The organism is Streptomyces curacoi (assembly GCF_001513975.1).
GTDB lineage: Bacteria > Actinomycetota > Actinomycetes > Streptomycetales > Streptomycetaceae > Streptomyces > Streptomyces curacoi.
Window position 1 is genome coordinate 71,909 of record NZ_KQ947997.1, and the last position, 14,602, is coordinate 86,510.

Consider the following 14,602-nt stretch of genomic DNA (forward strand, 5'->3'; position numbering starts at 1 on the left):
CGCGCGTACGTCCGCGATCAACGCTGCCCGGGCACACCGAAGGGCAGTGACCCCCTGAGCTCAGCAGATCGAAAGCAGGAATGGCGTGACAGCCCGCCTCGACCACCGCAACCCTCTCGTGTTCGACACGCACGAGCTGGGCCGGCGGCCCGGTGCGCTGCAGCGCCTGACCCGCGAGGTCGCCGCTCCCAAGGACTTCGGTATCCAGGGAGTCGTCGGAGTGCCGGAAGGCGCCCCGGTGGAGCTCGAACTCCGGCTGGAGTCGGTCATGGAAGGGGTGCTTGTCACAGGCACCGCCCGTGCACAGGCCGAGGGGGAGTGCGTAAGGTGTCTGGAGCCGCTTCAGCTCGACGTCGAAGCGGACTTCCAGGAGATGTTCTCGTACCCTGACGCCGATGATCGGGGCCGTCACCACCACGGTGCGGAACCCGGCGACGACGCCGAGGACGACGAGGACAGGCTCTTTCTCGAGGACGGCCTGTTCGACCTCGAACCCGTGCTGCGCGATGCGGTGGTGCTCGCACTGCCGATGCAGCCGGTGTGCCAGGAAGACTGCCCAGGTCTGTGCGCCGAGTGCGGTGCACGCCTTGCGGACGACCCGGACCACCACCATGACGCCGTCGACATTCGTTGGGCGGCACTGCAGGGACTCGCCGATTCACTCGAACCCGGCGATAAGGACGAGAAGAGCGGCGCCGAAGCGGGCGTCGACGAGAAGCAGGAGAAGTAGCCGTGGCTGTTCCGAAGCGGAAGATGTCGCGCAGCAACACGCGCCACCGCCGGTCGCAGTGGAAGGCTGCGGTCCCCACCCTGGTTGCGTGCGAGCGCTGCCACGAGCCCAAGCAGCAGCACATCGCGTGCCCGTCGTGCGGCACCTACAACAAGCGCCAGGTCCTCGAGGTCTGAGCGGCTGGTGAGAGGCACTGTGTCCACCCCCAAGAAGGCGGATGACGCCAAGGCGGACCCAAACGCCCGGAAGAAGGCGGACAACCAGGCCTCGTCCCACACGCTGTTGGAAGGGCGGCTCGGGTACAAGCTCGAGTCCGCCCTTCTGGTGCGTGCGCTGACGCACCGCTCGTACGCGTACGAGAACGGCGGTCTGCCGACGAACGAGCGGCTGGAGTTCCTCGGGGACTCCGTGCTCGGCCTCGTCGTCACCGACACGCTGTATCGCACCCACCCCGACCTGCCCGAAGGCCAGCTGGCCAAGCTGCGGGCCGCGGTGGTCAACTCGCGTGCGCTGGCGGAGGTCGGCCGTGGGCTCGACCTGGGCTCCTTCATCCGGCTCGGCCGCGGTGAAGAGGGCACGGGCGGCCGGGACAAGGCGTCCATCCTTGCCGACACCCTGGAAGCGGTGATCGGCGCGGTCTATCTCGACCAGGGCCTGGACTCGGCGGCGGAGCTGGTGCACCGCCTGTTCGACCCCCTGATCGAGAAGTCCTCGAACCTCGGAGCCGGCCTGGACTGGAAGACCAGCCTCCAGGAGCTCACCGCGACCGAGGGGCTCGGCGTCCCCGAGTACCTGGTCACGGAGACCGGCCCCGACCACGAGAAGACCTTCACTGCTGCCGCCCGCGTCGGAGGCGTCTCGTACGGCACCGGCACCGGCCGCAGCAAGAAGGAGGCGGAGCAGCAGGCCGCGGAATCCGCATGGCGCGCCATCAAGGCCGCAGCGGAGGAGCGAGCCAAGAAGGCGGCAGCCAATGCCGTCGAGGCCGACGCCGATACGTCGTCGGCCTCCGCCTGACCGAACAGCGCGACCCGAGCGCCCGTCCCCTCGCGGGGCGGGCGCTCGGCTCATCCACGGCTCATCCACCGGCCCGAGGGGGGAAAGGTGTCCGGAGACGTCGTACAGGTGGTCGCCGAGATCACCCCTTACATCACCGCGGCGGCAGGCGCCTATGGCGTCGCCGTGCTGGCTCGTACCCAGGAGGAGGCCGCCACCGCGACGGTGGCCCTGGGGCGACGGCTGGCGCAGCGCATCTTCGGCACCCGCGCGGACGGTGAGGAACTGCCCGAGGCGCTCGCGGACGTGGTCGAGGACCCGGATGACCCGGACAACACGGCCGCGCTGCGCAAGGCCGTCCGCAAGGCACTGCTGGCCGACGGCGAACTAGCGGCCGATGTGCGGGAGTTGCTGGCCCGGGCCCCCGCTGCCGTACGTACCGGCGATCGCTCCCAGACTGTCGTGAACAGCGTGATCGTCGGGGACGCCATCCAGATCGGCTCGATCGGCGGCGACGCCCACATCGGGTCCCCGGACCGCGCCTGACCAGGAGGACCTGTGGCGTCGGGGCCGCACGGAAACCGGGTGGAGAACTCGGTCGTCGCCGGGGACAGCGTCCAGATCGGTGAGGTTCACGGCAGTGTCACCGTCGTCACGGGCTCGGGCGGGCCGGGGCGGGGGCCCGAGGCGGGGTGGACCGCTCCGGGCGCCGTGCCGCCGTCGGCCCCGGGACTGGTCCGGGTCCGGGACGCCGACCCGCTGCACCTAGGTGTGCACCGTTCCATCCGGGTCACCGGAGCCGAGCACTCGGCATTGCCCGCCTATGTGCCCAGGGACCTGGACACAGGGGAGGGCGACGGGGCGCGCCCGCTGATCGAGGCGGCCGCGCGCGGCGGTGGATTCGTGCTCCTGGTGGGCGGCTCCTCGGTGGGCAAGACCCGTTCGCTGTACGAGGCGGTCAACGCCCTGCTGCCCGACTGGTGGCTGTGCCACCCCGCCGACGCCGGCCAGATCGAGCAACTCGTCGGTCGGTCGCCCCGGCGGCTGGTGGTCTGGCTGGACGAGCTGCAGAACCACGTCTCCGGTCCGCACCAGCTGACCGCCGCGACGGTACGGGCCCTGCTGGCGCCGCACCACCAGGTGGTGATCGTGGGCACGCTCTGGCCGCACTACTACGACACCTGGACCGCGTGCCCCGTCCCGGCGGACGCCGACGATCGGCATCGCGCCGAGCGCGAGCTGCTCAAACTCGCGGACGTCGTGCACGTCGGCGCCGCCTTCAGCCCGGCCGAACAGGAACGCGCGGCCGCGCTCGCCGCGTCGGACGAGCGGTTGCGCACCGCACTGGAGGCGGGCGACTTCGGGCTCACCCAGGTCATCGCCGGCGCACCGCAGCTCGTCCACCGGTGGGAGCACGCCGGCCCCTGTGCCCGTGCGCTGATGACCGCCGCCGTCGACGCGACGCTGCTGGGCGTGCGGTCCCCGGTCCCCGAGGGCCTGCTCCGGGCCGCTGTGCCCGGTTACTGCGCCCCCGCCGAGCGGGCGACCGCCCCGGACGGCTGGTTCGAGGAGGCGCTGAGCTACGCGACCCGGCCCCTGCTGGGCGCCACTTCAGCCCTCGTCCCGGTGAGCGACGGCCGGGCGATGGGCCGTCCCGACGGTTACCGGGTGGCCGACTACCTCGTCCAGCACACCGGCCGGGTCCAGCGTGCCGTACCGCCGCCGGAGACGTTCTGGGAAGCCTGCGCGGAGCACCTGACGGACACCGCCGACATCGTCAGGACCGCGTCGGCCGCAGCTGCCCGGCAGCGGGTCGGCGCCGCCGTACCGTTGTTCCGCAAGGCGGTCGAGAGGGGCTCCGCCTCGGCGATGCAGGAGCTGGGCGAGCTGTATCGCAGGACGGGAAACCCCGAGGGCGCCCAGGAGATGGCGGACCGCCTCACCGCCTCCGCCCACCCCGACGCGGCCCTGTACCGGACGATCCTCGCGGGCTGGGACTTCGAGGAACTGCTGGACCTGGCGGAGGCGGGCAACGAGTACGCGGTGGGCCACCTCATCGAGTACGGGCATCCTCGGCTGGCGATCTCGCTGCTCCTGGAGGACCTCGACCCGGACGACCTGTGGTCCTGGTACCGGCTCGCGCAACTCTTCCACGACGAGGACGAGAACGAACGGGCCATCCCCATCCTGGAGATGCTCCATGAACGCGAATACGACGACGCGATTCTCTTCCTGGCCGAGTTGCTCAAGGAGGAGGGGAACGTCGAGCGGCTGTACGAGCTGACGGAGGAGGGGTACTTCGCCGCCGCCTGGTGCCTCGCGGACCTCCTCCATGACAAGGGCCGTACGGAGGAGGGGCTGGAGGTGTTGTGGGAGTTCGCGGACCAGGGCAGCGGGGATCTCGACTTCACGCTGGCGCACCTGCTCGCGCAGATCGGCGACCTCGACACCTTGCTGGAGCGCGCGGCGGAGGGACATGCCGACGCGGCGCGTGAGGCGGCCCGGCTGCTGCGGGAACGCGGGGACGTCGACCGGGCGGTGGCGGTGCTGACCCCGATCGCCGACACCGGCGGCTACGTGGCCTCGGATCTGGCCGAGCTGCTGCGTGCCACCGGCCGGGTGGACGACCTGCGGGCACGGGCTGAGGCGGGCGACGCCTACGCGGCCGGGGAGCTGGCGAGGCTGGCGATCGAGGAGGGCGACCTCGACGAGGCGGTGCGGCTGCACGCCCGGAAGGGCACGGCGAGGGCCGTGTTCGGGCTCACGGACGCGCTGGTCAAGGCGCTCGTGGCGCGCGGTGACGCCGACCGGGCCATCGCGTTGCTGTCCGCCGCCGAGGACACTCCGCCGTACGGCCTGCGCGAGCTGTTCAGGAAGCTCGGCAGGGTCGATGAGCTGCGCGCGCTCATCGACCAGGGCGACGAGCACGCGCTGTGGGATCTCGTCGAGGTGCTGCGCGACGAGGGCCGCGCGGACGAGGCCGACGCCCTGCTGACCCGGGGGCTCACCGCCGACGGGCGGATACGGTCCGACGGCCCTGCGGACTGAGCGGATCGCCGCGCTACGCTGCGGACAGCCAGCCACCGGTACCGCGAAGGAGAGTCGTGCCCGAGTTGCCCGAGGTCGAGGTCGTCCGGCGCGGTCTGGAGCGGTGGGTCGCCCACCGTACCGTCGCCGACGCCGAGGTGCTGCACCCCCGTGCCGTGCGGCGGCACATCGCCGGTGCGGACGACTTCGCGCACCGCCTCAAGGGGCACCGCATCGGCACGCCGAGCCGCCGCGGCAAGTACCTGTGGCTGCCCCTGGAGGACACGAACCAGTCGATCCTGGCCCATCTCGGGATGAGCGGTCAGCTGCTGGTGCAGCCGCACACCGCGCCCGACGAGAGGCACCTCAGGATCAGGGTGCGCTTCGCGGACGCCCTCGGCACCGAGCTGCGCTTCGTCGACCAACGCACCTTCGGCGGCCTGTCGTTGCACGACGACACACCCGAGGGCCTGCCTGACGTCATCGCGCACATCGCCCGCGACCCCCTGGACCCGCTCTTCGACGACGAGGCCTTCCACCAGGCCCTGCGCCGCAAGCGCACGACCATCAAACGGGCCCTGCTCGACCAGTCGTTGATCAGCGGCGTCGGCAACATCTACGCGGACGAGGCCCTTTGGCGCACCCGCCTCCACTACGACCGCCCGACCGCGACCTTCACCCGCCCGCGCACCCTCGAACTCCTGGGGCACGTGAGGGACGTGATGAATGCTGCCCTGGCGGTGGGCGGCACGAGCTTCGACAGCCTCTACGTCAACGTCAACGGCGAGTCGGGCTACTTCGACCGCTCGCTCGACGCGTACGGCCGTGAGGGACTGCCCTGCAAGCGGTGCGGTACGCCGATGCGCCGACGGCCCTGGATGAACCGGTCCAGCTACTTCTGCCCGAAGTGTCAGCGGGCGCCGCGCGTCTCGTCGTAACGCCGACGTGCCGCGAGCACCTCGTCCATCTGCCCCTCCACGAAGTGGATGAGGCTCAGCAGCCGCTCGGCGACCTCACGCCCGAGCGGCGTCAGCTCGTAGTCCACGCGCGGGGGGTTGGTCGGCTGGGCGTCGCGGTGCACCAGGCCGTCGCGCTCCAGGGCGTGCAGTGTCTGGGACAGCATCTTCTCGCTGACGCCGTCGACGCGGCGGCGCAGTTCGTTGAAACGCAGTGAGCCCTCGTACAGGGCGCCGAGCGTGAGTCCGCCCCAGCGGCCCGTGACGTGCTCCAGCGTGCCGCGCGAGGGGCAGGCCTTGGCGAACACGTTGTACGGGAGGTCCTGCGCCTCCGTGCGCTCCTGCGTGGTGTCCATATCTGAAGCGTACTCCAGGGGAGCGCTAACCGACAGATTGCACTAACCAGAGGTTAGTGCTTTCCTTTCTGTATCGCCCGTCTACTGATCACTCCAGGAGTACGTACGTGACCACCCCTGTTGTCTCCATCGCCTACCACTCCGGCTACGGCCACACCGCCGTCATCGCCGAGGCCGTCCGTTCCGGTGCCGTCGAGGCCGGTGCCGAGGTGCACCTGATCAAGGTGGACGAGATCACCGAGGAGCAGTGGGCGATCCTCGACGGCTCGGACGCCATCGTGTTCGGCTCGCCGACCTACATGGGCACCGCGTCCGGCGCCTTCCACGTCTTCGCGGAGGCCACCTCGAAGCGCTGGGCCGACCAGGCCTGGACGGACAAGCTGGCCGCCGGCTTCACCAACTCCGCCTCCAAGAGCGGCGACAAGCTGCACACCCTCCAGTACTTCCAGATCCTGGCCGCCCAGCTCGGTATGCACTGGGTCAACCTTGGCCTGCTCCCCGGCTGGAACAGCAGCGCCGGCTCCGAGCACGACCTCAACCGCCTCGGCGTCTTCACCGGCGCCGCCGCCCAGACCAACGCCGACCAGGGCCCGGAGGCCGTCCACAAGGCCGACGTGGCGACGGCCGAGCACCTGGGCCGCCGGGTGGCCGAGACGGCGAAGGTGTTCGCCCACGGGCGCGCCGCGGTCGCCGCGTAACCGCAGCCGTACGGCGAGGGGCTCCCACCCGGTCACCGGATGGGAGCCCCTCGCCCTGTGTGTGCCTAGTATCCGAAGTCCTGCGTCCACCAGGGCCCGCCGGGCCCGAAGTGCACGCCGACCCCCAGCGTCTTGAAGTCGCAGTTCAGGATGTTCGCCTTGTGGCCCGGGCTGTTCATCCAGGCCTCCATCACCGCGGCCGCGTCGGACTGGCCGCGGGCTATGTTCTCGCCGCCGAGGTCGGTTATGCCCGCCTTCGCGGCCCGGTCCCACGGAGACGCCCCGTCGGGGTCGGTGTGGTCGAAGAAGCCGCGCGCGGCCATGTCCTCGCTGAAGTCCTGGGCCAGCTCGGTGAGCGAGCTGTTGGCGGCGACCGCGCTGCAGCCCACCTGGGCGCGCTCCTCGTTGACCAGCTGCAGCACCTCGGCCGCGGCGGCGGCCTGCGCGGACATGTGCACGGGGGCGCTGGTCTTCTGCTTCTGCGGCGCCTTGGTGGCCGTGCGCGAAGGAGTTTCCTTCGGCTTCTCGCTGGGTGTGGCCGACGGCTCCTTCGACGGCGTCTTCGTCGGCGCGGCCGAGGAGGTCGACGGGGACGGCGAGGCGGGCCGCTGCGCGTCGCGGCTCGTCGCGGCACCGTCGTCCTGGCTGTCGGCGCTGCCGGACGTACCGCCCTGCTCGACGGGAGCGTTGGTCGGGGTGTCGGCGGACTGCACCTTGTCCGTGGCGCCGCCCCCGCCGAGCTGGTAGTTGTCGATTCCGGGCACCACACCCGCGGCGACCGCGACCGTACCCAGCGCGACCGCCGCGGAGACGCCGAGCAGGCCGGTCTTCACCGGCGCCGCGGCCTTCTTCCTGCGCCGGCGGCGCGAACCGCCCGCGGGCCGCCGGGAGCCGGCGTCGGGCGAGAAGCCGTCGCTGTGGAAGGCCGCGCCCGCGGCGGAGCCGCTGGTGGATCCGGCGTCGTCCGGGAACGTGGTCGTGCCGGTGACCCGGTCGTAGTCGTCGTCCGTGGCGAAGAGATAGGCGTCGCTCTTCGCGTAGGCCTCGGCGTACGCCTCCGGGTTCAGATACGGCGCGATGCCCATCGTGGGGCGCTCGCTCGTGTACGAGTCCTGGGGGTCATGGCTCTGCGTGTAGGAGCCGTCCGTCTGTGTGACCCCCGTGGCGCGGCCCGTGGCGGCGCGGCCGGCGGCGGAGCGTCGGTGGCGTCCCATGTCCTGGCCTTCCTCGTCCCTGCGGTCTCAACGTCCTCACAGAACTCACACGAAGGAGTGAGTTTCATATGAGATTCATTGGGGGTGGACGGTACCGCATGGCGCTGGAGGAGGAAGTGCCCGGAGAGACATCGGCCCATTAGGTTGCACCCATGAGCGAGGATGTACGGCTGGTCGCCTGGGTGCGTGGACGCGTCCAAGGTGTGGGTTTTCGCTGGTTCACGCGGGCCAAGGCCCTGGAGATCGGCGGCCTGAGTGGTTTTGCTCTCAATTTGGCCGACGGCCGGGTCCAGGTCGTCGCCGAGGGCCCGCGGGAGGGCTGCGAGGGGCTGCTGGACTGGCTCCAGGGTGACGACACGCCCGGGCGCGTGGACGGTGTCACCGAGATCTGGGACACACCTCGCGGGGGCTACGACGGCTTCGCCATCCGCTGAGCCGGTTCCGTGAAACGGCCCCGGCGCAAGCGGAGGGACCTGCCACCGGCAACTGCCCCAAGCAGAAATGACCAGGTGGTTGCCAAGAACCCGGTTGCGATGGCAGGCTCCGGGCGTAAGGATGATCGCCACGCCCTGAGGGCCCGCAGGAGTAGCCGCGCCGCCGTTTTCCGGCCGCGCGCCCCCGGGTTGCCCGCCAATACGGGGCGTGATCGTGTTGACCGTCAAACTTTTTGGTGAGACGCTGAAAGCCCCGCGCACCTTAGCTGTTTGGCGTGGCTGAACGGCAGCACAACTCCAGGCCCGCCAAGCAACCGCGGGTGCGAATCCCTCACGACCCACACCGCATCGGTCGGTCACTCAGTGTGGAGGACCATCCATCATGGCAAAGGCGCTTCTCGGTTACGTCGGCGGCTCCGACCCTCGACTCCTCGCCGAGATGCGACGGCTCCAGCAGCGCGTCCAGGACCTGGAATCCGAGCTCGTACGGATCCAGGCGGAGAACGACGCTCTGCAGGCTGCCGCTTCTCACGACAGGATCATGGAGAGCATCGACGCACACCAGGCGGAGCCTGCGCTCACCTGATCACTGCATCACCGCTCCACAACGGCACGCAGTGGTTGGGCCAGCCCTATCAACCGCTAAGTTGCAGACGGCTGCACCGCCAGCCGTCAGAAGTTGCAAGGGACGCTTCGGCGTCCCTTCTTTCTTGCCCCCGGCTTACTGCCCTGCGCATCCTTTCACCGTCTTTAACGTCTGGTGTGCCCTGCGCGTTCATCGGCGAAACCGCGCGTTCATGGAGCGAGACAACCCCGGAAGGTAGAGTCCAGCGGCGTGCACCTCAAGGCCCTGACCCTCCGTGGGTTCAAGTCGTTCGCCTCGGCGACCACACTCCGGTTCGAGCCGGGAATCACGTGTGTCGTCGGCCCGAACGGCTCGGGCAAGTCCAATGTCGTGGACGCGCTCAGCTGGGTGATGGGCGAGCAGGGCGCCAAGTCGCTGCGCGGCGGCAAGATGGAGGACGTCATCTTCGCCGGCACCACCGGCCGCCCGCCACTGGGCCGCGCCGAGGTGTCGCTGACCATCGACAACTCCGACGGGGCGCTGCCCATCGAGTACTCCGAGGTCACCATCACGCGGATCATGTTCCGCAACGGCGGCAGCGAGTACCAGATCAACGGCGACACCTGCCGCCTCCTTGACATCCAGGAGCTCCTGTCCGACTCCGGCATCGGCCGCGAGATGCATGTCATCGTCGGCCAGGGCCAGCTCGACTCCGTCCTGCACGCCGACCCCATGGGCCGCCGCGCCTTCATCGAGGAGGCCGCGGGCGTCCTCAAGCACCGCAAGCGCAAGGAGAAGGCCCTCCGCAAACTGGACGCGATGCAGGCCAACCTCGCGCGCGTGCAGGACCTGACGGACGAACTGCGCAGGCAGCTCAAGCCACTGGGCCGCCAGGCGGCGGTGGCGAGAAGGGCCGCTGTCATCCAGGCCGACTTGCGCGACGCCCGCCTGCGCCTCCTCGCCGACGATCTCGTACGGCTCCGGGAGGCGCTCAAGGCCGAGATCGCCGACGAGGCCGCGCTGAAGGAACGCAAGGAAACCGCCGAGCAGGAGCTGAAGAAAGCCCTGCAGCGCGAGGCGCTCCTGGAGGACGAGGTACGGCGGCTCACGCCCCGGCTGCAGCGTGCCCAGCAGACCTGGTACGAGCTCTCCCAGCTCGCCGAGCGGGTGCGCGGCACGATCTCGCTGGCCGACGCGCGCGTGAAGAGCGCGACCTCCGCGCCGCCGGAGGAACGCCGGGGCCGCGACCCCGAGGACATGGAACGCGAGGCCGCCCGCATCCGCGAGCAGGAGGCCGAGCTGGAGGCGGCCCTGGAGGCGGCCGAGCGGGCCCTGGAGGACACGGTCGCCCACCGCGCCGAACTGGAGCGCGAGCTCGCCCTCGAAGAGCGCCGCCTGAAGGACGTCGCCCGCGCCATCGCCGACCGCCGCGAGGGACTCGCCCGGCTGAACGGCCAGGTCAACGCGGCCCGCTCGCGTGCGGCCGCAGCCCAGTCCGAGATCGACCGACTGGCCGCCGCACGGGACGAGGCGCAGGAGCGTGCCGTCGCCGCCCAGGAGGAGTACGAGGCGCTGAAGGCCGAGGTCGACGGCCTGGACGCCGGCGACGCGGCGCTCGCCGAGCGGCACGAGGCGGCGAAGCGGCAGCTCGCGGAGGCGGAGGCCGCCCTCACGGCAGCCCGCGAGGCGGCCACGGCGGTGGAACGCAGGCGCGCCGCGACCCAGGCCCGGCACGAGACGCTGGCGCTGGGCCTGCGCCGCAAGGACGGCACCGGCGCGCTGCTCGGCGCGAAGGACCGCCTCACGGGCCTGCTGGGTCCGGCCGCGGAGCTGCTGACGGTGACGCCGGGGTACGAGGTGCCGCTGGCGGCGGCTTTCGGGGCGGCGGCGGACGCGATCGCGGTGACGTCACCGTCGGCTGCGGCTGAGGCGATCAGGTTGCTGCGCAAGCAGGACGGGGGCCGGGCGTCGCTGCTGCTGGCGGGTGCGCCGGAAGACGCCGGGACAGCAGCCCACCCAAGGGGCGCGGGGAACTGCGCGACCAGCCACGGCGAGCCCGCAGACGCCTCACGACCTGACGTGGCACTTCCTGTCGCGGCACAACCCGCGGAGCGCTTCGCTGCCGACTTGGTTCGCGGCCCCGACGACCTCATGCCCGCCGTACGCCGCCTCCTGCACGGCATCGTCGTCGTGGGCACCCTGGAGGACGCCGAGGACCTCGTCTACACCCACCCCCACCTCACCGCCGTAACCGCCGAAGGCGACCTCCTCGGCGCCCACTTCGCCCACGGCGGCTCCGCCGGGGCCCCCAGCCTCCTCGAAGTACAGGCCTCCGTGGACGAGGCCGCCGCCGAACTCGAAGAGCTGGCCGTCCGCTGCGAGGAACTCACCGAGGCGCAGCACGCGGCCGGCGAGCGGCGCAAGGAGTGTGCCGCGCTGGTCGAGGAGCTGGGGGAGCGGCGCCGGGCCGCCGACCGGGAGAAGTCCGCCGTGGCCCAGCAGCTCGGGCGGCTCGCGGGCCAGGCAAGGGGCGCGGCGGGCGAGGCGGAGCGTTCCGTCGCCGCCGCCGCACGGGCGCAGGAGGCGCTCGACAAGGCTCTCCAGGAGGTCGAGGAACTGGCTGAACGGCTCGCCGTCGCCGAGGAGATGCCGGTCGAGGAGGAGCCCGACACGTCGGTACGGGACCGTCTCGCCGCCGACGGCGCCAACGCGCGGCAGACCGAGATGGAGGCCCGGCTCCAGGTCCGTACGCACGAGGAACGGGTCAAGGGGCTCGCCGGACGGGCCGACTCCCTCGACCGGGCCGCCCGCGCCGAACGCGAGGCACGCGCGCGTGCCGAGCAGCGGCGGGCCCGGCTGCGCCACGAGGCGGCCGTCGCGGAAGCCGTCGCCTCCGGCGCTCGGCAGCTGCTCGCGCACGTCGAGGTCTCCCTCGCCCGGGCCGACGAGGAGCGCACCGCCGCCGAGGCCGCCAAGGCCCGCCGGGAGCAGGAGCTCACCGCAGCCCGGAGCCAGGGCCGCGACCTCAAGGCCGAGCTCGACAAGCTGACCGACTCCGTCCACCGTGGCGAGGTGCTCGGCGCCGAGAAGCGGCTGCGGATCGAACAGCTGGAGACCAAGGCGCTGGAGGAGCTGGGCGTGGAACCCGCCGGGCTCGTCTCCGAGTACGGCCCCCACCAGCTCGTACCGCCCTCTCCGCCCGCCGAGGGCGAGCAGCTCCCCGACGACCCCGAGCACCCCCGCAACCAGCCCAGGCCCTTCGTGCGCGCCGAGCAGGAGAAGCGCCTCAAGGCCGCCGAGCGCGCCTACCAGCAGCTCGGCAAGGTCAATCCGCTCGCGCTGGAGGAGTTCGCCGCGCTGGAGGAACGGCACAAGTTCCTCAGCGAGCAGCTGGAGGACCTGAAGAAGACCCGCGCCGATCTGCTCCAGGTCGTCAAGGAGGTCGACGAGCGCGTCGAGCAGGTCTTCACCGAGGCCTACCGGGACACGGCCCGGGAGTTCGAGGGCGTCTTCAGCCGGCTGTTCCCGGGCGGTGAGGGACGGCTGATCCTGACCGATCCCGACAACATGCTCACCACCGGCGTCGACGTCGAGGCCCGCCCGCCGGGCAAGAAGGTCAAGCGGCTCAGCCTGCTCTCCGGCGGTGAGCGGTCACTGACCGCCGTCGCGCTGCTGGTGTCGATCTTCAAGGCCCGCCCGAGCCCGTTCTACGTCATGGACGAGGTCGAGGCGGCCCTCGACGACACCAACCTCCAGCGGCTGATCCGGATCATGCAGGAGCTGCAGGAGGCCTCGCAGCTGATCGTGATCACGCATCAGAAGCGCACGATGGAGGTCGCCGACGCGCTGTACGGCGTCTCCATGCAGGGCGACGGTGTGTCCAAGGTCATCAGCCAGCGCCTTCGCTGACGCTTCCCTCCCCCAATTACTTCAAGAAGTGAACACTTTGCCCTCAGTCGCGTCTCAAAGCTCACACACCCTCACCCCTTGACTTCGAAACTTGAAGGCATAGTCTCTGCGACGTTGCTTTTACCTTCAGGTATCACTACTTGGAGCGGCTGACCCCCACCCGGCAGCGTTGCCGGTGCCCGAGGAGTACACGTGACCAGCACAGCGCAGGCACCCAAGTCAGGAGCCAGGACGGCTCACCCCGAGCATCTCGGGCACGTCATCTTCATCGCGGCGGCGGCCGCGATGGGCGGCTTCCTCTTCGGCTACGACAGTTCCGTGATCAACGGCGCCGTCGAGGCCATCCGCGACCGCTACGACATCGGCTCCGCGGCGCTGGCGCAGGTCATCGCGATCGCCCTGATCGGCTGTGCCGTCGGCGCCGCGACCGCCGGCCGCATGGCCGACCGCATCGGCCGTATCCGGGTCATGCAGATCGCCGCCGTGCTGTTCACGGTCAGCGCGGTCGGCTCGGCGCTGCCCTTCTCCCTGTGGGACTTCGCCTTCTGGCGGGTCGTCGGCGGGTTCGCCATCGGCATGGCCTCGGTCATCGGCCCCGCCTACATCGCCGAGGTCGCCCCGCCGGCGTACCGCGGTCGCCTCGGTTCCTTCCAGCAGGCCGCCATCGTCATCGGCATCGCCGTGTCGCAGCTGGTCAACTGGGGTCTCCTCAACGCCGCCGACGGCGACCAGCGCGGCAGCCTGATGGGGCTGGAGGCCTGGCAGGTCATGCTCGGCGTCATGGTCGTCCCGGCCGTCCTCTACGGCCTGCTCTCCTTCGCCATCCCCGAGTCCCCGCGCTTCCTGATCTCCGTCGGCAAGCATGAGCGTGCCCGCGAGATCCTCACCGAGGTCGAGGGCACCGGCATCGACCTCGACGCCCGGGTCGCCGAGATCGAGCACGGCATGAACAGCGAGCACAGGTCCACCTTCAAGGACCTGCTCGGCGGCGGCTTCTTCTTCAAGCCGATCGTCTGGATCGGCATCGGCCTGTCGGTCTTCCAGCAGTTCGTCGGCATCAACGTCGCGTTCTACTACTCCTCGACCCTGTGGCAGTCGGTCGGCGTCGACCCGACGGAGTCGTTCTTCTACTCGTTCACGACGTCGATCATCAACATCCTCGGCACCGTGATCGCCATGATCTTCGTGGACCGCATCGGCCGTAAGCCGCTCGCGATCATCGGCTCGGTCGGCATGGTGATCGGCCTGGCGCTGGAGGCCTGGGCCTTCTCCTTCGACCTGGTCGACGGCAAGCTCCCGGCCGCCCAGGGCTGGACCGCGCTGATCGCCGCCCATGTGTTCGTCCTCTTCTTCGCCCTGTCCTGGGGCGTGGTCGTCTGGGTCATGCTCGGCGAGATGTTCCCGAACAAGATCCGCGCCGCCGCCCTGGGCGTGGCCGCCTCCGCGCAGTGGATCGCCAACTGGGCCATCACCGCGAGCTTCCCGTCGCTGGCCGAGTGGAACCTCTCCGTGACCTATGTGATCTACACGGCCTTCGCCGCGCTCTCCATCCCGTTCGTCATCAGGTTCGTGTCCGAGACGAAGGGCAAGGCGTTGGAGGAGATGGGCTGAGCGCCCCTGCGAACTCGGGGGGAAGGGCCAAGTCCCCGCTGCCCCTCTCCCCGGCACCCCGCCGCCGCCCCGGCTCGGCCACTGCCCGAGCCGGGGCGGCGGTGTC

The 14,602-nt window shown here is 70.7% G+C and carries 13 protein-coding genes; 11 read left to right on the top strand and 2 right to left on the bottom strand.

Annotated features, from left to right (window positions below; all coding sequences use genetic code 11):
• Nucleotides 1–85: 85 nt before the first annotated feature.
• From AQI70_RS34625 to mutM, 6 genes are all read left to right on the top strand, one after another.
• Nucleotides 86–730, top strand: coding sequence for a YceD family protein (locus tag AQI70_RS34625; protein ID WP_037886468.1), 645 nt, complete (start codon nt 86–88; stop codon nt 728–730).
• 2 nt (nt 731–732) lie between these two features.
• Complete coding sequence (gene rpmF / locus AQI70_RS34630) at nt 733–906, top strand: 50S ribosomal protein L32 (protein ID WP_003951102.1); 174 nt, start codon at nt 733–735, stop codon at nt 904–906.
• A gap of 7 nt (nt 907–913) precedes the next feature.
• Nucleotides 914–1,747 (top strand): ribonuclease III, encoded by an 834-nt coding sequence (gene rnc / locus AQI70_RS34635; protein ID WP_079051602.1) that lies wholly within the window; start codon nt 914–916, stop codon nt 1,745–1,747.
• An 87-nt stretch (nt 1,748–1,834) separates the two neighbouring features.
• Entirely contained in the window at nt 1,835–2,272 is a 438-nt protein-coding gene (locus AQI70_RS34640; RefSeq protein ID WP_062156411.1) for a hypothetical protein, read from the top strand.
• Nucleotides 2,273–2,284: 12 nt separating this feature from the next.
• The gene (locus tag AQI70_RS34645) at nt 2,285–4,774 is read left to right on the top strand and encodes a tetratricopeptide repeat protein (protein ID WP_244181959.1); all 2,490 of its coding nucleotides are present in this window, start codon (nt 2,285–2,287) and stop codon (nt 4,772–4,774) included.
• 56 nt (nt 4,775–4,830) lie between these two features.
• Nucleotides 4,831–5,691 carry a bifunctional DNA-formamidopyrimidine glycosylase/DNA-(apurinic or apyrimidinic site) lyase gene (mutM, locus tag AQI70_RS34650; protein WP_062156413.1) on the top strand — a complete coding sequence of 287 codons (861 nt, stop codon included), beginning with the start codon at nt 4,831–4,833 and terminating at the stop codon, nt 5,689–5,691.
• On the opposite strand, the gene AQI70_RS34655 is transcribed toward mutM, so the two are convergent.
• Entirely contained in the window at nt 5,664–6,065 is a 402-nt protein-coding gene (locus tag AQI70_RS34655) for a winged helix-turn-helix transcriptional regulator (protein ID WP_003997588.1), read from the bottom strand. The two genes, mutM and AQI70_RS34655, sit on opposite strands and share 28 nt — an antisense overlap.
• Nucleotides 6,066–6,172: 107 nt before the next feature.
• On the opposite strand from AQI70_RS34655, the gene AQI70_RS34660 reads away from it, so the two are divergent.
• A complete protein-coding gene (locus AQI70_RS34660) occupies nt 6,173–6,763 on the top strand; it encodes a flavodoxin family protein (RefSeq protein ID WP_062156414.1) in 591 nt (196 codons plus the stop codon).
• 65 nt (nt 6,764–6,828) lie between these two features.
• Here the strand turns inward: AQI70_RS34660 and AQI70_RS34665 are convergent, their stop codons facing one another.
• Nucleotides 6,829–7,977, bottom strand: coding sequence for a CAP domain-containing protein (locus AQI70_RS34665; RefSeq protein ID WP_062156415.1), 1,149 nt, complete (start codon nt 7,975–7,977; stop codon nt 6,829–6,831).
• A 152-nt stretch (nt 7,978–8,129) separates the two neighbouring features.
• Between AQI70_RS34665 and AQI70_RS34670 the strand changes: the two genes are divergently transcribed.
• The 4 genes from AQI70_RS34670 to AQI70_RS34685 all read left to right on the top strand — a co-directional run bounded on the left by AQI70_RS34670 (nt 8,130) and on the right by AQI70_RS34685 (nt 14,496).
• A complete protein-coding gene (locus tag AQI70_RS34670) occupies nt 8,130–8,411 on the top strand; it encodes an acylphosphatase (RefSeq protein ID WP_003997585.1) in 282 nt (93 codons plus the stop codon).
• Nucleotides 8,412–8,793: 382 nt separating this feature from the next.
• Nucleotides 8,794–8,997 carry a hypothetical protein gene (locus tag AQI70_RS34675; RefSeq protein ID WP_003997584.1) on the top strand — a complete coding sequence of 68 codons (204 nt, stop codon included), beginning with the start codon at nt 8,794–8,796 and terminating at the stop codon, nt 8,995–8,997.
• A 249-nt stretch (nt 8,998–9,246) separates the two neighbouring features.
• Nucleotides 9,247–12,885 carry a chromosome segregation protein SMC gene (smc, locus tag AQI70_RS34680; protein ID WP_062156416.1) on the top strand — a complete coding sequence of 1,213 codons (3,639 nt, stop codon included), beginning with the start codon at nt 9,247–9,249 and terminating at the stop codon, nt 12,883–12,885.
• A gap of 192 nt (nt 12,886–13,077) precedes the next feature.
• On the top strand, nt 13,078–14,496 hold the full coding sequence (locus AQI70_RS34685) for a sugar porter family MFS transporter (RefSeq protein WP_062156417.1): 1,419 nt from the start codon (nt 13,078–13,080) through the stop codon (nt 14,494–14,496).
• Nucleotides 14,497–14,602 lie beyond the last annotated feature (106 nt).